The following is a 21134-nucleotide window of genomic DNA, read 5'->3' on the forward strand; positions in this document are numbered from 1 at the left end:
AATGACGGCTCGCAGCAAAGTGGTTCGCCTGCCCGCCGCCGTAAAGGCTTGGCTGGACAAGGCGTTGGTGGAAAACGCCTTTTCGCAGTACCAGCTGTTAACCGATGAACTGGCGGCGCGGGGCTTTGAAATCAGCCAGTCATCGCTGTGTCGTTACGGCAAGGCATTCCAGGAGCAACTGTCGGCCTTGAAGATGTCGAACGAGCAGGCCAAGGCGCTGCTCGCGGCCTCTCCAGACGACGAAGGCGCCGTATCCGACGCATTGATGCGCCTAACCCAACACAAGCTCTTCAATGCCCTGCAAACGCTTGATATCGATCCCAAGAAACCTTTGAGCCTGCCCGCTGCGACCAAGGCCGTGGCGGATCTTGCGCGGGCCACCGTCACCCACAAAAAGTGGCAGGCCGACGTGCGCGAAAAGGCGCGCATAGCGGCCGATGCGGTTGATGAAATCGTAGAAAATGCCGGGCTGACAAAGTCGGTTGCAGCAGAAGTCCGCCGTAAAATTCTTGGAGTCGCAGAATGAGTAGGAAGCCTGGCAAACAAACCACGCCCATGGTTTTGCTGGAGTACCAGCAACGCTGGCTTGGCGATGAAAGCCCCGTCAAAGTGGCCGAAAAAAGCCGTCGAGTCGGATTCTCCTGGGCAGAAGCCGCCGATGCGGCGTTGCTGGCCGCTCAAACCCACGGCATGGATGTCTGGTACGTCGGCTACAACAAGGACATGGCTCGGGAGTTCATTCGTGACTGTGCTGACTGGGCGCGCGCCTACGCCTTGGCCGCGGCTGAATTTGAAGAGACCAAAGAAATCTTCCAGGACGGCGATGAAGAAAAGGCCGTATTGGCCTACGTCATTCGCTTTGCCAGTGGTCACCGCATCACTGCGCTGTCCTCGCGCCCGGCCAACCTTCGCGGTAAGCAGGGCCGGGTCATTATCGACGAAGCGGCGTTTCACCCTGACCTGAAGGGATTGATCAAGGCGGCCATGGCCTTGTTGATGTGGGGTGGTCAAGTCCACATTTTTTCCAGTCACAATGGCGACAGCAGTGAATTCAATGAGCTGGTCAACGAGATTCGCGCCGGTAAAAACGACTACAGCCTGCACCGCGTGACCTTCGAGGATGCCGTCCGTCAAGGGCTGTTCGAGCGCATCTGTCTACGCCTGAAAAAGCCATGGACCGCCAAGCTTGAGGCGAAATGGGTGGCGGAAATTCGCGCATTCTATGGCAGTGACGCCGATGAAGAGCTGGACTGCATCCCGTCCAAGGGCGGCGGAACTTACCTGAGCCTGGCACTGCTGGAGTCCCGGATCCGCAAAGGCATTCCGATCCTGAAATACACCTGCAAGCCAGGCCATGAATCCATTCCCGAGCCCATGCGGCTGTCAATGGCCAAAGCCTGGTGCGACCTGTACCTGCAGCCGCTGCTGGAGGAATTGCCTCGTGAGGCGCGCTGCTTCTACGGTATGGACTTTGCGCGTAAGTGCGACCTGTCGGTGATCTGGCCACTGGTGCAGGTTCACAGCCTGACCCGCAAGACGCCGTTTGTGATCGAGCTGCGCAACGTGCCGCACGAGGAGCAGAAGCTGATTCTGTTCTACGTCGTCGACAGCTTTCCGCTGTTTCTCGGTGGCTGCAATGACGCCGGGGGCAATGGCAGCTGGCTGGCCGAAGCCGCCGCCGTCAAATATGGCGCGCTGATTCAACAGGTAATGCTGTCCGAGGCCTGGTACCGCGACAACATGCCGCCGTTCAAGGCTGCCATCGAAGACGGCACGCTGGATGAATTGCCCGACGACGTGGACACGATTGACGACTTCCGTTCTCTGGAGTTGGTCAAGGGCGTGGCGCGCATCCCGGACAAGCGCAAGACCGATAAAGACGGCAATAAGCGCCACGGCGATGCAGTGATCGCCTGCGCCCTGGCTCACGTCGCCAGTCGCCACCCGGCCGGGCCTATCGAGTTTCGCGCAGGCCCAAGCAAGCTCAGTCGCTGGAGCGAGGACTGTAATGACAATGATGACTTTTCGAGCAGTCGCTGGAAAAGCGGCGGAGCCTGGTAAAACAACATGAGCGTAATCGTAGATGCCTATGGCAACCCGCTCTCGGCGCAGGCCTTGAGACGGTCGCTGGACGAGCCGCAGACGGCTCAGATGGCCCAGCTGAAAAACGAGTTTTCCAATCACCCCTCCAACAATTTGACGCCGCCCCGACTGGCCGCGATCTTGCGCGAGGCTGAAACCGGCAACCTGCAGGCCCAGTGCGAGCTGTTCGATGACATGGAGGATCGCGACGGACATTTGCTGTCGGAGATGGTGAAACGCCGTAACGCCTTGGTTATCCCGGATTGGGACGTGCTGGAGCCGCGTGACGCCACGGCGGCCGAGAAAAAACAGACCGAGCTGGCCCGTGAACTGTTACGAGCCATTCCGGATTTTGAAATCGTGGTATTCGACATGCTCGACGCCATCGGCAAGGGCTTCAGTTGCCTGGAGATCGAATGGATACGGCTGGGCACCATGTGGCTGCCGAAGGCGATCACCTATCGCCCGGCCTCCTGGTTTCAGCTCGATCCAGCGACGCGCAGCGTGCTGCGCCTGCGTGACGGCACGGTCGAGGGCGTGCCATTGCAGCCGATGGGCTGGCTGGTGCATACCCATCGGGCAAAGTCCGGTTATGCGGCCCGTGGCGGCCTCTATCGCACCCTGACTTGGCCGTACCTGTTCAAAAGCTACTCTTTCCGTGACCTGGCTGAGTTTCTGGAGATCTACGGCCTGCCCTTGCGTCTGGGTAAGTACCAGGCCGGGGCCACTGAGAACGACAAAAACACCTTGTTGCGCGCCGTGGTCGAGCTTGGGCATAACGCAGCGGCGATCATTCCCGCCAGCATGGAAGTGGACTTCAAGGAAGCCGCCAAGGGCACCCATGAGCCGTTCATGGCCATGAGCGACGCCTGTGACAGGATCATGAGTAAGGCCATCCTCGGCGGCACGCTGACCAGTCAGGCGGACGGTAAAAGCAGCACCAATGCCCTGGGCGAGGTGCATAACGAGGTGCGCCATGATTTGATGCGCTCCGACGCCCGTCAGGCGGCTTCGACGCTGAACCGTCTGATCTACATGCTGCTCTCGCTCAACTCCCGCGAGCCTGTCGATCCGCGCCGCTGTCCGAGCTTTTTCTTTGATACGGCGCAGCCAGAAGATGTCACCACCTACGCCGACGCCCTGCCAAAACTGGTGGGCATCGGAGTCAATGACATCCCGCTGGACTGGGTGCACCAGGTGCTGCGAATTCCCAAGGCGCAGGAAGGCGAAGCGGTTCTGCAGGTGGCTACGACCACTCCCGCACCGGTAGCCGCGCTCACCCAGCGACTGCCCGCCCCGGCGCCGGTGGGGACTCATCTCAGCGCCTTGAAAAGTGAGATACCGACACCGGACGCCGATCCGCTGGGCCTGTACGCCGAAGGGCTGGCCAGCGAGTGGGAGGCGGTCATGACGCCGGTGGTTGATCCCATTCGCCAGCTGCTCGCGCAGTGTTCCACTCTGGAGGAGTTTCAGGCTCGGTTGAGTGAAGTCGTTCCGACGCAGAACGTCGACCCGCTGGTCGATACCTTGACGCGGGCGACCTTTGCCGCTGATCTGGCCGGAAGGACGGGGCTGGTATGAGCGATGACGCACCGGTTGACTTCAAGAGCCTGACGCCCAAGCAGGCAGTCGAATTCTTCGAGCAGAAAGCGCTGGCAACCGGTTTTAATTACCAGGATGTTTGGCAGTCTCAGCATCAGTCCAGTTTCACTGTGGCCAAGGCCGTGACCACCGACATCCTGCAGGACATCCGTGATGCGGTTGATGCGGCGATCAAGAACGGCACCACCTATGCCGAGTTCCAAAAGCACCTGACGCCACTGCTCCAGGAGAAGGGTTGGTGGGGCAAACAGCAAGTCATCGATCCATTGACTGGCGAGACCGTCACCGCGCAACTGGGCAGCCCGCGCCGCCTGAAGTTGATCTATGACACCAACTTGCGCACGGCGCATGCCGAGGGGCAGTGGCAGCGAATCCAGGCTAACAAGGCAAGCTTTCCCTACCTGACCTATGACGGCGCAAACTCGGCCGAGCCACGGCCTCAGCACACCGCCTGGGACAGGTTGACGCTGCCCGTCGATCATCCGTTCTGGTTGAGCCACATGCCGTGCAAGGCCTACGGCTGCAAGTGCCGGGTGAATTCCAGCACAGCCAAACAGGTGGAGCGCGAAGGCCTGACCATCGGCCCGGCGCCCGAGGTCGAGCACGTCCAGTTCGTCAACAAGCGCACTGGCCAGGTGCAGATGATCCCCAAGGGTGTCGATCCATCATTCCACTACCCGCCGGGCGGTCGCCGGGCCAGCCTGACCCAGGCACTCAACGAGAAACTGGAACGGCATACGCCCGATCTGGCGCGAGCCAGCACCGCCGATCTGGTCAACGGCCAGACCTTCAGCCAGTGGTATCAGAAACCTGCCGGAAGCTTTCCGCTGGCCTACATCAGTCCGCAGGTCAGCGCCCTGGTCCAGGCTCGCACGCAATTGCTGACCTTGCCCGAAGCGGTTCTGGCGCGTCAGTTGACTGATCAGCCGTCCATTACCCAGGACGATTACGCCCTGGTGCAGGAGCTGCTCGATGACGGCGAGCGCTATCAGACCGCGCCCAATGCGCTGGCCTTTGTCGCCATGGACGGTGACCAGGTGCTGATGCTTGAGGCCGTCCAGGAGCAGGGCAACCTGTCGGTGAGTCGCCTGCGACGATTGACGGCGGAAGCGGCGGCCGCTGATGCCGCGTTGCAAGCGCTCCTGGACGAATAACGCACCTGCAAACCCGCTCAAGATCGCCGAGCGCCTGTGATGCGTTTTGAGGGGCCTTGCGCGCCTGAGTGCGGCATAGGTACGGAAAAAGATCGATCGTCGTTTTTGACGGGGGTTTGACGTAGTAGACGGGGCGGTCACGAGCGCTGCAATGGCCGAACAAATCGAAAATTTGTCGTTTGCCGGTCGCGAAGGATTAGGCGCAGAGGAAAAGTGGCCGACCGACTGTCCGGTGATACCTGACAGAAACCGCTTGTCGAGTGTCCGGTATTACCTTACAGTGCCGCCATGATCACGAGTTTTAAACACAAAGGCCTGAAGGCGTTTTATACCAGTGCAAGCACTCGGGGTATTCAGGCGGTCCATGCGCCGCGCCTGTTGCGGATGCTGTCCGCATTGGACGTCGCTGCAAAACCAGCCGACATGGACTTGCCCGGTTATCGTTTGCACCCCCTCAAAGGCGATTTGGCGGGGTTCTGGTCGATCAGCGTTTCAGGCAACTGGCGCGTGATCTTTCGGTTCTGCGGCTCCGATGTGGAGCTGCTGGATTACTTGGACTACCACTGACAGGAGGCGCTATGCCTGTACACCACCCCTCCCATCCCGGTGAAATTCTGCGCGAGGATGTGCTACCCGCACTGGAACTCACCGTCACGGCGCTGGCCGCGCACCTGGGTTACTCGCGTGGCCAGTTGTCGGCAATCCTCAACGGTCACGCCCCGATCCGTGCAGACTTGGCAGTGCGTCTGGAACAGGCTGGCCTGAGTACGGCTCGCCAGTGGCTAGCCATGCAGGCGGCACGTGATATCTGGGAAGCCGAGCACCGCGACCATCCACAGATCGCACGCCTGCAAGTCGCCTGACCATCCCACCTGATCAAGCCCGGCCAATGCCGGGCTTTGCTTTCCTCCCGAACTCTCGTCCACCCCGTATCAATCCTACTGAACAGCCTCGGTAAGCTCCCCGCATTCGTCGCCCCAAAATGGCGGCATGAAAAAACACACCCCCACTCCAGACAAGACCCCTAACAGCGCCCCCGCTGTAGCGGCCTGCGTCTTCGAAATTGAAGCCAACGGCAAAGCGCTCAAGTTGCTACCGGCCGGTGCCTTTCGTGCTCGGGATGGTCGACCGACCAATGCAGTGCACTGGTTTATCGATGCCACCTTGGCCTCTCAGGTTATCGAGTTGAACGACAAGGTCGGCATAGACCTGGTGATCGACTACGAACACCAAACCATGAATGCCGCATTGAATGGTCAGCCCGCACCCGCTGCCGGATGGTTTAGCCAGCTGGAGTGGCGCGAAGGCGACGGCCTGTACGCCACGGACGTGCGCTGGAACAAGCGCGCCCAGACGCTGATAGAAGACAAGGAATACCGCTACCTCAGCCCTGTATTCCTTTACGCCGAACATACCGGCCATGTGACGCGGCTGCTGCACGTCGCGATCACCAACAACCCCGCACTTGACGTGCTGCCAGACCTGCAACAGCAGGCGGCAGCCCATTTCAACCTGGCCGCTCTGGTCGCCACTCCTCCTGCACAGGAAACCACCGATGTGAATCGAGAACAGTTAATCGCGAAGTTGCGCCTGTCGGCTGATGCCACTGACGCGGACATTGAGGCCGCGTTGACTCAGCTTCAGACCACCAACACCACCCTGACCGAGCAACTGGCAGCGGCCACGAATCAGCCCGGTGGAAATGCCATCGACCTGAGTCAGTACGCACCCATCGCTGTGGTGCATGGTCTGCACGCGCAGATTGCCGCGCTGTCCGCTCAGAGCAACACGCAGGGCGTGGACGCCGTCGTCGCGGAGGCGCTCAAGGACGGTCGCCTGCTGCCCGCCATGGAAGGCTGGGCGCGTGATATGGGCAACCAAAACATGGCCGCGCTGACGGAGTACTTGGGCAAGGTCCAGCCAATCGCGGCATTGACCCAGACCCAAACGGGCGGCAAGCCGCCTGCCAAAGACGTCAAGGATGACGCCAGCGAACTGCCTGCCGAAGCCTTGGCGATGTGCAAGGCCATGGGGCTCGATCCCGTCGAGTACCTCGCCACATTGAAAGGAGAACAGTGATGGCTGCGCTGACTCGTGATCGCAATACCCCCAGGCAGGACGCGAATCTTGTCGCGGTTCCCGTGGAGGCCAGCACCAAAATTCATGCCGGGAGCCTGGTCGTAGCCAACGCAGCCGGGTATGCCGCGCCTGGCACGACATCCACCGTCATTCGCTACATCGGTCGCGCCGAGGAAACGGTAGATAACACTGGCGGTGCTCGTGGAGCCAAGTTGGTAACTGTCCGTCGATTGAGCGCTTTCAAGTGGGCGAACGATGGCTCCATCACTCAGACCCATCTTATGGAAATCGCCTACATCGTGGACGACCAGACAGTCTCCTCCACCGATGGCACCAGCACCCGCTCAGTTGCCGGGATCATCGTCGGCGTCGATCCAGACGGCGTCTGGGTGGAATAAGCATTTTTCTGAAAAGGAGTTAAGCCAGCATGCTGGTCAACAAAGCAAGTATTCAGGCGGCGTTTGTCGCGCTGAAAACCATTTACAACAAGGCGTTCGCGGCGGCTCCGACCTCCTGGGAAAAGATCGCCATGAAGGTTCCGTCCACTACCGGACAGAACGACTACGCCTGGCTAAGCGCGTTTCCAAAAATGCGCCGTTGGATCGGGGCCAAGCATGTCAAGAACCTGCAAGCCTACAAATACCCTGTGGCCAACGAAGACTTCGAGGCCACTGTCGAGGTGGATCGCAACCACATCGAAGACGACCAACTGGGCATCTATGAGCCGCAAGCCAAGATGGCGGCCCATTCTGCGGCGCAGCTGCCGGACGAAATCGTTTACGAGGCGGTGAACAAGGGCTTCAGCACCCTGTGCTACGACGGCCAGTACTTCTTTGACAGCGACCATCCGGTGGGGAATGGGTCGGTCAGCAACGTGAGCGCTGCGCCGCTTTCCAACGCCTCTCTAACGGCGGCCAAGGCCGGTTACGGCGCCGCACGGACAGCCATGAAAAAGTTCAAGGACGACGAAGGCCGTTCGTTGAACATCACCCCCAACATCCTGCTGGTCGGCCCAGCGCTGGAAGACACCGCTCGCGCCTTGTTGAAAAACGACAAGCTCGCCGACGACACCGAGAACCCCTACAAGGGCACCGCCGAGCTGGTGGTGGATGGTCGCATCGAGTCGGACACCGCCTGGTTCCTGCTCGACACCACCAAGCCGATCAAGCCGTTCATTTATCAGGAGCGTAAGGCTCCGGTGTTTGTGCAGCAGGTCAACCCGGAGTCGGAAAATGTCTTCTCCCTTCGCAAATACAAGTTTGGTGCGGAAGCCCGTGCCGCCGGTGGCTACGGCTTCTGGCAGCTCGCTTTCGGCTCGACAGGCGCCTAAGGGAGGATTTGAACCATGGCAGCGAAATCGAAAACCCAAACCCCAAAGAGCGCCCATCCGCATAGCTCCGATCCCGTAGGGCGTACCGTACCGGGAATCCATGTACGCAGCTTTGCGGACACCTTCCGGCGCGCCGGACTGGAATTCACCAGCGGCGGTATCGAGCTGCGCCTGGATGATTTGACTGGTGCGCAAGAGGCTGCGATCCGGGCCGAGCCAATGCTCAGCGTGAAAGACATCGACATTGTCGTCAGTGATGCACCACTGGGCGATGGTGAAGCCGAAGCGGAGACAATCTGATGGCTTACATCAGCGTCTCCGACCTGCTGGATCGTTACGGCACGGAAGAAATTCTGCAGCGCACCGACAAAACAGAGTTGGTTAGCGAGGAGCTGATGGAAGCTGCCGTTGCTGGCGAGGATTTGTCGGGCTACCCCCCCGAGGAACAGGCGGCTGTCGCCGATGCCATTCGCCTGGCTGAAATTGCCGCGAACGATGCGACCGACCTGATCAACGGCTACATCGCCGGTCGCTATCAGCTCCCGTTGATGCCGGTTCCTGGCGTGTTGATTCGGCTGTGCAGCGAAGTGGCGCGCTACAACCTGTACGACGATGCGCCGACCGAAGCGATTCAGGATCGCAAAACCGCCACGCTGAAGACTCTGCGCGACATCGCCGATGGCCGGTTGTCGCTGGGCGCGGACAAGCTCGGTGCTGCTCCGCAGACCGCGCAGTCGGCGGTAATGGTCAGTGATGGTCGGGTATTCGGCCGTGAATCGACCGGGGGCTTTATCTGATGCCAAGCATACAGCTGGACGGAGGCTTCGACCCAGTCGAGCGGCTCTTTGCGCAGCTGAAAGCCTTTGCTCGTCATCCAAAAAAGCTCATGGAAGAGCTGGCTTACCAAGGGGAGGCCAGCACCCGTAGACGCTTTGAAACCGAAACCGACCCCGACGGCGATAAATGGCAGAAGTCATTACGCGCCGAGTTGTTCGGCGGCAAAACCTTGACCAAGGATGGTCATTTGGCCGACTCGATCAGTAGCGATGCCACCGATGAGGTGGCGGTCTGGGGCTCCAACCGTATCTATGCGGCCATCCACCAGTTCGGTGGGGCTATTCATGCCAAGACCTCTAAGGGGTTGGCTTTCACCTTGGCTGATGGCCTCAACGTCGTGGTCGACACGGTCGTGATGCCCCAGCGGGCCTTTTTGGGCCTGTCCAACGAAGACCGCGAAGACATGCTCGATATTACGGAGAAATTTATTGATGACCTGTTGGCCGAAGCGCGTGGCGTCCAGGGAGGTGCCTGATGCTTAAAGAACTGGAAATGGATTTAGTCGACTTGCTGCGTGAGCCCCTAAAGGGGAAAGCACGAGTCGGCACCCTGCCTGATACCAGCCAGAAAGACCTGGTCAGGCGCTGGGGCGCGGATGCTCCTGCCGTGTATGTCACCCCGCAACCAGGCACGATCAGCGGCGACATTCATTCGGCTCGCTTCACCCTGATTCTGGTGGCCAAAAACGCTCGTGGGCATAAGGCGGCACGGCATGGCGACAAGAACACCATCGGCTTGTACCCGTTAGCGGATCAAGTCATGACCCTGATCCACCATGCACGGCCTGTCGTGGCGAACTGGCAAGTGAATCGTTACACGTTCCTCACCGAGCCGGTGTTGCGCGACGCGGGCTTGTTTGTCGCGATGATCGAGGTCGGCGCCGAAACCGACATGCCGTCCGCTGAAGATTTTGACGCGCTGCCGCCCTTCACCGACTTCCACGCCGACATCGACCTCGTTCCGCACAGCAGTCACGCCCAGCACCAGGAGTGGGCCGACGAAAACTACGGCGGGCCGGAGCTTCCCGACCTGCAAGGGCATACCGGCCTCAGTGGCCCGAAGGAATAGACATGACCAAGCAATACCTGATTCCCACGCCCGGCATGAAAGTCCGCAACCCCCAAGGGGGTTACCTCAGGGATGAGGGGCAAAGCGTCACCATGACTCCCTACTGGCGGCGCCGGATAGCGGAAGGTGGTTGCGCTCTTGGTGAGCCACCCGCGTCCGTCAAAAGCGTCGAGGGGCAAGTCGAAACGCAGCCCCAAAACCCGCCCGTCAGCGCCGAGCAGTTGCCTGCGCCGGAGGTCGGTGACGGCGCACCCGAACAGTTACCGGCGGGGCCAACCACCGAGCCGTCCCCAGAGCAAGTTTGTGAACCGGTGGTCACCGCCACCGCTGTGCCAACCCCAAAAACGCGTCAAACCAAACGCAAGGAGTCGGTGTAATGGACATCAGCTTCGACGGAATTCCGGACAATACCCGCACCCCCGGTGCGTTCATGGAAATCGATCACACCCAAGCCGGTGGCGTGGGTACAGAGCAGCACCGTCTGCTGTTGATCGGCCAGCGTAACGCATCTAGCACCGGCGTGTTGCATGAGGCTGTGCGCATGGGCAGTCAGGCTGACGATCAGGCTGCGACGTTGTGGGGTGCTGGTTCCATGCTGCACTCGATGGCGAAAGCGGCGCGAGCCGCCAATGCCAACGTGGATATCTGGGCCGTCGCGCTGGATACCAGTGCTTCGGGAAATGACGCAGCCACCGGACTGATCCGGTTCACCGATGGTACAGCGCTCGAAAATGGCATGGTTAACCTGTACATCGCAGGCACCGCCGTGCGCATACCCGTGTCGGTCGGTGACACCTCCGACGACCTTGCCTGGGAGTTGACGGTTAAGATTAACGGCATGCCGGAACTGCCGGTCAGGGCGACGTACAGTACGGGGAATGTGGGGGCGGCAGACTGTAGTTTGCAGTGCAAATGGGCGGGCGCCATCGGCAACCTTGTCACTATCCGCCTCAATCACTACAGCGGCGAAACCACTCCGGCCGGGGTGGTGATTACGACTACAGCCTTCCTACAGGAAGGTAATGGCTTGATCGACATCACTCCGGCGCTGGATGCGATTGTAGCCCAGCAGTATTACAGCATCGCCTGCCCATTTATCGACCCCGACACCCTCGTGGAGCTGGAAACGGAGATGGACCGCCGGTACGGCCCAATGGTTAGCAAAACCGGGCACGTGTTTAACGTGCTCAACGCTCCGCACTCCGCGTTGACCAGCTTTGGTAATTCGCGCAACTCGCCACACCTAAGCACCTTGGGTGGCTGGGGTTTTTTGACGGCGCCTTGGGTGATCGGCGCGGTCTGGGCCACGGTGGTCGAATACTACGGCAGCCAGGATCCGGCGCGACCGTTCACCACGTTGCCGCTGCCAGGTGTTCTGGCGCCGCACGAAAAAGACCTGTTTGACCGCGAAGAGCGCAACCAGCTGCTGTACGACGGTATCTCGACCTTTACCGTGAGTCAGAGCGGTCAGGTACTCATCGAGCAGGTGATCACCAACTACCAGGTCAACAGCTACAACCTGCCCGATGAGGCGTACCTCAAGCTCAACACCAAGTGGACCGTCGACTACATGCGCGAGCGGTTCTGCAACGCGGTGGTGGCGGCTTTTCCTCGCTACAAGTTGGGCGATTACAGCGCGCCTGGTCAGCCGGTCGCGACCGTGGAGAGTGTGCGCGGCGTGCTGGTGGCTGAAGCGATCAAGCTCAACAACGAAGGGCTGCTGGAAGATCTTGAAAACTTCAAGGCCACACTGATTGTGCAGCGCTCGACCACCAACAAAAACCGCATCAACGCCGTGCTGTCGCCGAACCTGGTCAACCAGTTCGACATCTTCGTCGGCAGCATCAAATTCATCATTTAAAGGAGTCTCTCCATGCAGTATCACGGCCGCGCCGCAATCTCCATTGACGGACAGACCTACCGCTCCCGGCCGGGGGCCACGCTCAACCTCGGCGGCACGGCGCGTGAAGCGCAGGCGCTGGACAACGGCGAGGTGGGCTACGTCGAAAGCACGGCCCCGGCCACCGTCGAGTTTTCCATCCCGTTGACCACCGACCTCAACGTCGAGCGGTTGCGCCACTTCACCAATGCCAACGTGGTGTTTACCAGCGACGTGGGCTTGTCCTGGTTGATCGCGGGTGCCTTCACCACCGATCCCGTTTCGCTGGCTGCCGAAGGCCTGGCCTTTCGGATGAGCGGGCCACCGGCCACGCAACTCTGATTGATCTTTTTTCCACGCTTAACTTTGTTCCAGGAGTAAACCGCAATGTTGACCATTGAAGGCACCTTTAAACACGGCATGTCGATTGCCGGTGTCGTGTACACCAAATTCAAAATGCGCGAAGCCGATATGGTCGATGTGTTCGCCGTTGAGCGCGAAACCGGCTGCGCGCCCGACTCGCTGGAGTTCGAAGGCGCGCTGGCCATGCGTCAGCTGGTAAGCGTCTCCAACGACGAGCGCACGTTTACCGGCCCTTTTGAGCTGGTGATGCTGAAAAAGAAAGGGGATTTTCTCGCCCTGCGTAAGGCCCAGGCCGAGCTGGACAAGCTGGGAAACGAACCGCCGACTGGCACCGAAACAACTGGGACGCCGTCTTCCTCATCGCAATGAAAACCGGCTGGTCGCGAGCAGAGATTCTCGCGCTGCCGACCAACGAACGTAACCACTACCTGAGGCGGTTGACTGAAGCCCATGAGCGCCAATAAACGCAATTTGAATGTCGCGCTGAACCTGACCGCCAACACCAAAGGCCTGGTTAAAGGCCTGGATGACGCGGAAAAGGGACTGGGCGACGTTGAAAAGGGCGTCAAGGGCCTGGGCAAGACGGGCAAGACCTCGCTGGTCCCGCTGGCCGATGGAGTGGCCAAGGTCGGCAAGGAAACCGAGAGACTCGGGAAAACCAGCAAGACCGCGCTGACCCCGCTGACCGAGTCCCTCAAGAAAACCACCAAGGCCACGGACGCCCTGGGCAAAACCAGCAAGACCGCCTTGACCCCAATGCCGGACACGCTCAACAAGATCACCAAAGCCTCGGACAGAGCTGGTGCGTCATTGGAGAAAACGGCCCGGCGCGGTGCCAACGCGTGGGAGCGCATGGGGCGCGTCGCCAAAAACGAGCTGAATGCCTTGAGCAAGTTCAAGGACTCGACGTATGGCCAGCTCGGCGGGCTGGGCGTGGGTTTTGGGGCGGGCGCGTCGGTCGTCAAATCGGCGCAACTGGACAAGGGCGTCACCCAGCTGCAGCTGACCACCGGTGGCACGAAGCTGGAAGCCAGTGGTCTGCGCAAGACCTTGCTGGCCACGCAAGTCCAGACCGGACAAAGCGTCGATCGCTTGAAGCAGGCCTCCGATGCACTGGCCGCCGGTGGTCTGAGTATGGCGCAGATCGAGGGCACCATGGCGCCGCTGGGCAAGACCATGGCGGTGTCCACCACGGATCCGGCACAGCTGGCCAAGGCAGCCAGCGTGGGTTCGACGTTTTTTGGTATCGACTTGACCAAGGCTGAGCAGGTCGAGTTGATGTTCGACAAAATGACCGTGGCCGGTCGCGAGGGGTTCGCTGAACTGGAGAACCTGCCGGACATCTTTGCTCGCGTCGGGATAGGCGCGAAGTCGGCCGGTATGAGTTTTGATCAAACCCTGGCGTTCGTTGAGACGCTGTCGAAATTCGAGCCCAACAGCGAACGCCTCTCCACCCTGGCCGATAGCACCTTGCGCCTTTTTACTAATGCCGATTACCTGTACAAGGCGGAAGTCGGTAGCGGTGTCAAATTTTACAATAAAGACGGCTCCCGCCGTGACCCGATGGCGGTCATCGCGGAGATGAGGGGCACTTATAGCCAGCTGAAAACCGACAAGCAGCGGGCTACGTTTATCGAAAGAGTGGCTGGCGAGGACGATCTGGACACCCAGAAGGGTTTACGGATGCTGCTCACAGAGGGCTCTTTGGAGAAATTCAATGAAATTGAAGCCAAGCTGGCCAAGTCCCAAGGCACCATCCAGCGTGACTTCGAAGTGGCCACCGATAACGCCGTCGATCAACTGGGCCGCTTGAGCGGTGCGCTGCGCACCACCACCGACATGCTGTCTGGGCCGGTCAATGACGCCTTTACCGACCTTGTCAAAAAAGCTCTGGCACCCAAATCGGAAGGCGGTTATGGGCTGACCGGTGGCGACATCATGGGTGGCGCAGCAGCCGGTGCGGCCGGGTTGTATGTGGCCAGTCGCCTGGGCAGCGCCGCCGTCAAAAAAGCGGTTGGCTCTCTGGGCGGACTGACCAAAGGCGTGACCGTCGGCAAAGTGCTGGAGGAGAGTGTCGGCGTGACGCCGGTGTTCGTGGTCAACATGCCCGAAGGCCTCGGTGGCGGTGTTGGGGGAGTGCTGGGCGATGCCGGTGACAAGGTTCTCAAGGGCGGCAAAACCCGAAAATACGCCCAATCCTTGCTATCCCTTTCCCCGTTAGCGGCTCGTTTTGGCCCCAAGGGCTGGGCGGTCGCGGCAATCGTCGGCGCCATCGGTGGGTTGGGGCTGCTGCTGGCCAACAAGTTCGACAACGATGATCCCGACAATACTGACGCTTGGGTGCGTCAAGTGTTGGCTGGCAAACGTCCAGTGCCAGGTGTTCCGGGCTCGGCTGTGGCGCAAATTGGCGCGCCTTGGAGCAATTCCGGCGACTTTGGCGACCGCGTCGCTGAGGCAGTGAAGCGTTCCGTCACGAACGAACAGAAACAACCGTTTCTGCCAGTCCCGCTTCCGCCGCAAGAGGTCAGCGGTGCTATCACCATCAAAGTGGATAACGGCGTTGGCAAAGTCACAAGCTTGGAAAGCTCCGGCCCCGTCGTCCTGAAATCCGCTTATACCGGCCGAGCCATGGGGTATTGATATGACGTGGCGCCTTGAATACCGCCCCGGCAAATTCCGTGGCATCGAGTTCAACCTGGAAACCTCCTCCGCCACCGGTGGCCGTCGCACCGTGCTCAACGAATTCCCGTTGCGCGATGAGGGCACCACCGAGGACATGGGGCGTCGCGCCCGTCAATTTTCCTTAGATATGGTGTTTATCGGTCGCGACTACATGACGCGCCGTGACGCCATGATCAAGGCGCTGGAGGAGCACGGCACCGGCACCTTGATCCACCCGTTTCGAGGTGAATTCACCGTCGCAGTAATAGGCGAGTACCGCTGCGAGGAAAGCACCCAGGAAGGCGGCAAGGCTAAAATCACTCAGACCTTCGTCGAAGATAATGGCCTTAAAAAAACGGAAAACGAAACCCCGCCCGACGTGCCGGTAAACGAATCGGCCAGCGAATTCGAACTCAAGGCCATGGAGATTTTCGCCAAGGTTTTTAACGTCCTGGATCAGGCCAGTCATGTCCTGGAAGACGCGATCAAGGTGATAGACGAAATCACCGCCAAGATCATGGCCATCGGCGGGCTGCTGGACGGCGTGGAGCGCTTGAGCAAACTCTATGCCGAGCTGTGGCGCAGCGTTGAAAACCTGATCCTGGCCCCGCGCCGCCTCGCCACCCAGCTGGCGGGCATGGTGATGAGCATGTCGCATGCCTCATTGCCGCTGCAGGCCCTTAAGGCCATGCGCGATGTGAGCAGCGACGACGGTTCGGACGTTTCCGTTCCGCCACCTGCTACACCGCCGACGCCTCCGAGCGCGCCGCCGACGCCGTCGCAGATGCAAATACAGGTCAACCGCCAAGCGTTGTACGACCTGGTCGACCGCGTCGCGGTGAGCGAGGCGTCGCGCTTGGCCATTGGCAAAGTCCAGCTGTTCACCTTCAACCTGGACGGCATCGATACCGACACCGGCTTTCCGGTCAACGTACCAGGTGTGCCCGCCACCGAGGTGGGCAAGCCGACAGACATTCCGGGGCTGAACATTTTGCAGACCCAGACCAAGCCGGGCGTCGAGTACGACAACCAACAGCATGCCGTTGAGGTGCGTGACGACCTGGTCGGCGAACTGGACCGCCAACGTGTCAGCGCGCCGAGCGAGATTTACCCGTACATGACCCAGTTGAACATCGACCTGGTGCGCGGCATGAACACCAAGGCCGCCAGCTTGGTCTCGATTTCCCGATACACGCCCTCGATCACCCTTCCGGCCCTGCTCCTGGCACATCAGCTGTACGGCGATGCCCGGCGCGCCGATGAGCTGATCGAGCGTAACAACATTACCAACCCCGGCTTCGTGCCCGGCGGCATCGCTTTGGAGATTAAACGTGTCTGATATTCGTCTGGTAATCGATGGGCAGGAATGGGGCGGCTGGCAGGCTTATAGCGTCCACCTGTCCATGCAGGAACTGTCCGGCTCGTTCACGCTGCAGGTGACGGATCGCTGGGCTGGCCAGGACACCGTCCGCCCCGTGCCTGCCGGTTCCTTTTGTGAATTGACGGTCGACGGCGAGGTGTTGATCACCGGCTACGTGGACGTCCGGGCGCCCAAGTACAACAGCCAGTCACATCAGATGACATTGAGCGGGCGGGACAAGACCGCCGACCTGATCGACTGCACAGCGGCCAATACCCAGTGGATCGGGCGTGGCCTGGCCGATGTCGCTCGCACATTGGCCCAGCCGTTCGGGATCAAGGTCATTGACCTGGTCAACGTCAATGCGCCGTTTTCCACCTTCAAGCCCGACGACGGCGAGACCGTCTTCGAAGCGCTTGATCGGGCGGCACGGATTCGCGGCGTACTGCTGACCACCGACGGTATCGGCAACCTGGTGTTGACCCGAGCAGGCTACCTGCGTGCCCATGATTCGTTGGTGCTGGGCGAGAACATTTTGACGGGCCAGCTGCAGGTCGACCTGCGCGACGTCTTCAGCCACTACACCCTCAAAGGGCAGATGCCAGGTACTGACGACTATTACGGTGAGACCGTTTCCGCCGTCATGGCCACGGCCGTGGATACGCGAATCGGCCGGTACCGGCCGCGCACTCTGATGGCCGAGCAGAACGTGGATAACGCGTGCGCCAGTGACCGGGTGACCTGGGAGCGCAACGTCTGTTGGGGACGTGCGCAGGCCATCACCTACGAGGTGCAGGGCCACCGTCAGAGCAACGGCGACCTGTGGCGCCCCAACATGCTGGTCTCGATCACAGACGCGTATGCCGATCTGGTGGAGGTCCAGTGGCTGATCACCGATGTCGCCTATTCGCTGAACGAAAACGGCGAGCGGGTGGAGCTGACAGTGATGCCCAGGGAAGCTTTCGACATCGGCCCGCTGCCCGAGCCCAAGGCAAAAAAATCTCGCACCGGGGAGAGCCAGTAATGGACGGCCTCAATCGCATTCTGGCCCCGCTCAAGCGCCGCCTGGCGCAGATGCTCGCCCGCTCGGTCGTCTCTCTGGTCGACGACACCAGCAAGATGCAGACCCTGCAGATGAAGGTCTACGCCGAAGACCTAGGTGGTGGTGTCGAGCACTGGCAGGGCTATGGCATGACCAGCGTGCCCCATCCCGGCGCCGAAGGCTTGTTGGCGTGCATCGGTGGGCATCGAGAACACAGCGTGGTCATCGCCTGCGCGGATCGCCGATATCGGTTGACTGGCCTCGCCAGTGGCGAGGTGGCCCTGTACACCGACGAAGGCGACCGCATCCATTTCAAGCGGGGCCGGATCATCGATATCAACACAGGCACGCTCAATATCAACGCCTCGGTCGCCGTCAACATCGACACACCGACCATCAACCAGAGCGGCGCAATCACCGCCCAGGGCGACGTGGTCGGTGCAGGCGTCAGCTTGAGCACGCACCCGCATGGCGGCGTCGAGGGCGGCAGTGACCAAACCTCGGCTCCGATACCGGGTGCCGAATGAGCGACGTAACACTGGTTTGGGGGACTGAGGGCGGCGACCTGGGGTACGAGAACGGCGACCTGGTACTGGAAACCGGATTACTGAGTTCGGCTCTGGTCAGCTTGTACACCCATCGCCGCGCTCGAAAGGACGATGTATTGCCCGGCGATGCCACCGACCTGCGTGGTTGGTGGGCGGACGTCTATACCGAGGTTCCCGGCGACCAGATCGGCTCGCGCTTCTGGCTACTTAGTCGGGAAAAGCAACTGCCAGAGGTGTTGCGCCGAGCACAGGATTACGCGCAGGAAGCCTTGCGCTGGATGCTGGAGGATGGCGTCGCAGCCAAGGTGGAGACGGTGGCCAGCGTGCCAGAAACCGGCGTGCTGCGTCTCCAGATCACTATTTACCATCACAACGGCTCCGTTGAATCGGGCCAATACGACAGCTTGTGGGAGATCCACTAAATGGCATTTGACGTTCCTCCCTTGCCGAAAATCCGCGACCAGATCGCGACCGACATCGAGGGCCAATTGCCCGGCGCCGAAGCGCGTACCCGGCGTAGCGTGCTGGGTGTCATCGGCACGGCCATCGCTGGGGCGGTGCATGGCCTGTACGGCAAGCTCGTGGCCCAGGAGAAAAACTTTCTGCCCGATGAAGAGGCTGATGCGAGCGGCGTAGAGCGTTGGGCGAAGATGTACGGCCTGTGGTACGCGCCGGCCACTTACGCCGTGGGCGGTGCCGTGGTCAAGGGCAGCATTGGCGCTCGCGTGACAGCGGGCACTCAGCTCCAGAGCAAGCAAGGCGTCGTGTACCAGGTGACCGCCGATGTCACCCTGACCATCGCCACTGCGCCGATTCAGCTCATTGCCGTCGAACCAGGCGCGGATGGGAATCAACCGGCCGGGGTCAAGCTGAGCTTTTTGACGCCTGTCGACAACCTGGAGCCGACTGCGACAGTTGACGATCTGGGCCTTGGCGGTGGTTCGGATAAAGAAGGCCTGGACGGATTGCTGGAGCAGGTGCAGACCCGCATGCGCACACCGCCACAGGGTGGCAGCCTGAAGGATTATGAAGTCTGGGCGGTGGAGTCGCATCCCGCGATCACCCGTGCCTGGGCCACCGAGCACGAGATGGGCACCGGCACCGTCAGCGTGCGGATTGTCTGTGATGGCCAACCCGACAGCCCGATCCCCAATCAGGAAATCATCGATATTTGCGCGGCTTACATCGGTGACCGTCGCCCGGCCGGTCGACCAGGGGTGTACATCCTTGCGCCAATGCCGACCCCGGTACCGTTTGACATCCGGGTATATCCCGACACCACGGCCACGCGTACGGCGGTCACCGCCGAGTTGCGCGACCTGTTCCTGCGCGAGGCCGTACCGGCAGGCTATCTCTTGGTCAGCCATATGCGTGAGGCCATTTCGGTGGCTCCGGGCGAAAAGAACCACGTGCTGAATTCGCCCGCCAATGACCTGGTGTTCACCACCGGCCAATTGCCGGTGCTGGGAGACATCGTATGGGAATGAGTGGAGAACAGTACCGCCAGCAGATGAGTCAGCTTTTGCCGCTGGGCTCCGCTTGGGCTCGGGAGCGCGACAGCATCCTGCAGCGGCTGCTGCGCGGGCTGTCCGAGTCCTTGGCTCGCGTCGACCTGCGTGCCGACGATCTGTACCGGGAGACCGATCCGCAGCAGACCTATGAGCTGCTGGAGCGCTGGGAGCGCGCCTTGGGGCTGCCCGACGAATGCACCGTGCAGGGCAGCATGACGGTCTACGAACGCGTCCGCGCCGTGGTGGCGAAGCTGATCCACGCCGGTGGGCAAAGCCGTCCGTATTTCATCGCTCTCGCCGAGGCGCTGGGCTACCCGGACGCCACCATTACCGAGTTTGGCCCGGCTCGGTTTGGGATGTATTTCGGCAGCTATTTTGGCGGGCCTGACTGGTATGAAGTTTGGCGCTTGAATCTGCCGGAAACTCAGGTGATTCCGATGCGTTTCGGGCGTGCCGCCATGGGAGAGCGCCTGCAGGTGTGGGGCGATGCGGAGCTGGAATGCATCGTCAATAAACGTAAGCCGGGCGGCTCAATTGCGTTATTTGGTTATGGGAGTAAAGCGTAGTGGATTATCCGTTCAGTGAAGCAAGTGTAGGCCTGCTCAATGGCAAGTTTACCGATGGCAACCCGGTGGCAGGCATAATGCCGTCACGCGTCACGGATTCGTGGGCCAATGCCCTGACTGACGAGCTATTGAACACGATCCGGGCGGCAGGACTGACGCCAGACGAGTTTAAATACGATCAGTTGTTGCAGGCGATTCAACTGCTGGTAAACGGCGGTGTGACCAACTTGAAGTGCCTGCTGGCCGACAACAACCTGAGTGATGTCGACGATGTGGTCGAGGCCCGAAACAACCTGGGGCTGGGCAGCGCGGCAACTATTGGAAAGCAAACAAGCAAGACCGACGACACTCCTGGGGTCGCCTTGCTTACTGGTGCGCACGGCATGGGTGGCGGTGGTATCGTTGTTCCCAACGGAACCGACATCAATACCCTGGTTAATTATGGTGTCTACCGATTAGCCGATGGGCCGAATATTCCGGCGGGTTTCAGTCAGTCAACGCTGCTTGTAATGGTCGGCCTGGATGTTGCCACTCAGTTGATCATCAGTAACCAAACCGGTGTCATGGCAACACGAGGTGGCATCGGCGGCAGTTCGGGCTGGGGGCCGTGGAATATTCAGTGGGGCAGCAGCAATTTCACCCCTGAACCCCCGTCCACCAATCCTTTGGCGGCTGTTCCCGTCGGTATCCCAATCTACTGGCCCTCGACTGCCGTGCCTGCTGGATGCATGCAGATGGCAGGGCAAGCCTTCAGCGCCACGACTTACCCGATATTGGCCCAGCGGTATCCGTCTTTAGTGCTGCCGGATTTGCGAGGCCTATTTGTTCGTGGGTTGGGGGCTGGCTCGGCGGTGGATCCTGGCCGAACGCCGCTGAGCGTGCAAGGCGCCCAAACCAACAATCTCGATCAGGTGAATTCCGACCGAGTTCCCGTTGATGCATCCTATGAAACCATCACCATTCCCCAAGACGGATCATTTTCCCGGCACGTGTACACGGGCGGCATTTCCGGTACCGAGATGTCCTCGGCATTCAAATTAAGGGGCGTAGAA

The 21134-nt window shown here is 60.5% G+C and carries 25 protein-coding genes; all 25 read left to right on the forward strand.

Translation table 11 applies throughout. The features are described 5' to 3' along the window. Position 1: 1 nt before the first annotated feature. Positions 2-526, forward strand: coding sequence for a DUF3486 family protein (locus tag VNV36_RS06175; protein WP_325716989.1), 525 nt, complete (start codon positions 2-4; stop codon positions 524-526). After that, the gene (locus tag VNV36_RS06180) at positions 523-2061 is read left to right on the forward strand and encodes a terminase large subunit domain-containing protein (RefSeq protein WP_325716990.1); all 1539 of its coding nucleotides are present in this window, start codon (positions 523-525) and stop codon (positions 2059-2061) included. Before VNV36_RS06175 ends, VNV36_RS06180 begins: the two co-directional genes overlap by 4 nt. A 6-nt stretch (positions 2062-2067) precedes the next feature. Further along, positions 2068-3663 carry a DUF935 domain-containing protein gene (locus tag VNV36_RS06185; protein ID WP_325716991.1) on the forward strand — a complete coding sequence of 532 codons (1596 nt, stop codon included), beginning with the start codon at positions 2068-2070 and terminating at the stop codon, positions 3661-3663. Beyond that, positions 3660-4838, forward strand: coding sequence for a phage head morphogenesis protein (locus tag VNV36_RS06190; protein WP_325716992.1), 1179 nt, complete (start codon positions 3660-3662; stop codon positions 4836-4838). Before VNV36_RS06185 ends, VNV36_RS06190 begins: the two co-directional genes overlap by 4 nt. Positions 4839-5126: 288 nt before the next feature. Next, entirely contained in the window at positions 5127-5405 is a 279-nt protein-coding gene (locus VNV36_RS06195) for a type II toxin-antitoxin system RelE/ParE family toxin (RefSeq protein WP_325716993.1), read from the forward strand. A gap of 11 nt (positions 5406-5416) precedes the next feature. Continuing rightward, complete coding sequence (locus VNV36_RS06200; RefSeq protein WP_325716994.1) at positions 5417-5701, forward strand: HigA family addiction module antitoxin; 285 nt, start codon at positions 5417-5419, stop codon at positions 5699-5701. Between the two features lie 127 nt (positions 5702-5828). Beyond that, positions 5829-6917, forward strand: a complete 1089-nt coding sequence (locus VNV36_RS06205) for a phage protease (protein ID WP_325716995.1) — start codon at positions 5829-5831, stop codon at positions 6915-6917. After that, on the forward strand, positions 6917-7315 hold the full coding sequence (locus tag VNV36_RS06210; RefSeq protein ID WP_325716996.1) for a hypothetical protein: 399 nt from the start codon (positions 6917-6919) through the stop codon (positions 7313-7315). Before VNV36_RS06205 ends, VNV36_RS06210 begins: the two co-directional genes overlap by 1 nt. A gap of 29 nt (positions 7316-7344) precedes the next feature. Continuing rightward, the gene (locus tag VNV36_RS06215; RefSeq protein ID WP_325716997.1) at positions 7345-8247 is read left to right on the forward strand and encodes a Mu-like prophage major head subunit gpT family protein; all 903 of its coding nucleotides are present in this window, start codon (positions 7345-7347) and stop codon (positions 8245-8247) included. Positions 8248-8262: 15 nt separating this feature from the next. Continuing rightward, complete coding sequence (locus VNV36_RS06220) at positions 8263-8547, forward strand: HI1506-related protein (RefSeq protein WP_325716998.1); 285 nt, start codon at positions 8263-8265, stop codon at positions 8545-8547. Continuing rightward, positions 8547-9044 (forward strand): gp436 family protein, encoded by a 498-nt coding sequence (locus VNV36_RS06225; protein WP_325716999.1) that lies wholly within the window; start codon positions 8547-8549, stop codon positions 9042-9044. The genes VNV36_RS06220 and VNV36_RS06225 overlap by 1 nt, the downstream gene beginning before the upstream one ends. Beyond that, complete coding sequence (locus tag VNV36_RS06230) at positions 9044-9559, forward strand: phage virion morphogenesis protein (protein ID WP_325717000.1); 516 nt, start codon at positions 9044-9046, stop codon at positions 9557-9559. The genes VNV36_RS06225 and VNV36_RS06230 overlap by 1 nt, the downstream gene beginning before the upstream one ends. Further along, positions 9559-10152 (forward strand): hypothetical protein, encoded by a 594-nt coding sequence (locus VNV36_RS06235; RefSeq protein ID WP_325717001.1) that lies wholly within the window; start codon positions 9559-9561, stop codon positions 10150-10152. The genes VNV36_RS06230 and VNV36_RS06235 overlap by 1 nt, the downstream gene beginning before the upstream one ends. Positions 10153-10154: 2 nt before the next feature. Continuing rightward, entirely contained in the window at positions 10155-10529 is a 375-nt protein-coding gene (locus VNV36_RS06240) for a DUF2635 domain-containing protein (RefSeq protein WP_325717002.1), read from the forward strand. Next, a complete protein-coding gene (locus VNV36_RS06245; RefSeq protein WP_325717003.1) occupies positions 10529-12013 on the forward strand; it encodes a phage tail sheath subtilisin-like domain-containing protein in 1485 nt (494 codons plus the stop codon). The genes VNV36_RS06240 and VNV36_RS06245 overlap by 1 nt, the downstream gene beginning before the upstream one ends. A 12-nt stretch (positions 12014-12025) precedes the next feature. After that, complete coding sequence (locus tag VNV36_RS06250; protein WP_325717004.1) at positions 12026-12373, forward strand: phage tail tube protein; 348 nt, start codon at positions 12026-12028, stop codon at positions 12371-12373. Positions 12374-12418: 45 nt separating this feature from the next. Then, positions 12419-12763, forward strand: coding sequence for a hypothetical protein (locus VNV36_RS06255; RefSeq protein ID WP_325717005.1), 345 nt, complete (start codon positions 12419-12421; stop codon positions 12761-12763). A gap of 81 nt (positions 12764-12844) precedes the next feature. Continuing rightward, positions 12845-15034, forward strand: a complete 2190-nt coding sequence (locus VNV36_RS06260) for a phage tail tape measure protein (RefSeq protein ID WP_325717006.1) — start codon at positions 12845-12847, stop codon at positions 15032-15034. 1 nt (position 15035) lies between these two features. After that, on the forward strand, positions 15036-16394 hold the full coding sequence (locus VNV36_RS06265; protein WP_325717007.1) for a DNA circularization protein: 1359 nt from the start codon (positions 15036-15038) through the stop codon (positions 16392-16394). Further along, entirely contained in the window at positions 16387-17439 is a 1053-nt protein-coding gene (locus VNV36_RS06270) for a phage baseplate assembly protein (RefSeq protein WP_325717008.1), read from the forward strand. The genes VNV36_RS06265 and VNV36_RS06270 overlap by 8 nt, the downstream gene beginning before the upstream one ends. Beyond that, positions 17439-17984 carry a phage baseplate assembly protein V gene (locus tag VNV36_RS06275; protein ID WP_414705500.1) on the forward strand — a complete coding sequence of 182 codons (546 nt, stop codon included), beginning with the start codon at positions 17439-17441 and terminating at the stop codon, positions 17982-17984. Before VNV36_RS06270 ends, VNV36_RS06275 begins: the two co-directional genes overlap by 1 nt. Next, positions 17981-18427: a phage GP46 family protein gene (locus tag VNV36_RS06280; protein WP_325717009.1), complete on the forward strand. Its 447-nt coding sequence runs from the start codon at positions 17981-17983 to the stop codon at positions 18425-18427. The genes VNV36_RS06275 and VNV36_RS06280 overlap by 4 nt, the downstream gene beginning before the upstream one ends. Beyond that, the gene (locus tag VNV36_RS06285) at positions 18428-19492 is read left to right on the forward strand and encodes a baseplate J/gp47 family protein (protein WP_325717010.1); all 1065 of its coding nucleotides are present in this window, start codon (positions 18428-18430) and stop codon (positions 19490-19492) included. It abuts the gene before it with no gap. Then, entirely contained in the window at positions 19483-20082 is a 600-nt protein-coding gene (locus tag VNV36_RS06290) for a YmfQ family protein (RefSeq protein WP_325717011.1), read from the forward strand. Before VNV36_RS06285 ends, VNV36_RS06290 begins: the two co-directional genes overlap by 10 nt. Further along, positions 20082-21134: phage tail protein (locus tag VNV36_RS06295; protein WP_325717012.1), on the forward strand; the 1053-nt coding region annotated here is incomplete at its 3' end. The genes VNV36_RS06290 and VNV36_RS06295, both read left to right, overlap by 1 nt.

Origin of the sequence: Pseudomonas sp. (assembly GCF_035554175.1) — a bacterium.
In the GTDB taxonomy this organism is placed as follows: Bacteria; Pseudomonadota; Gammaproteobacteria; order Pseudomonadales; family Pseudomonadaceae; genus Aquipseudomonas.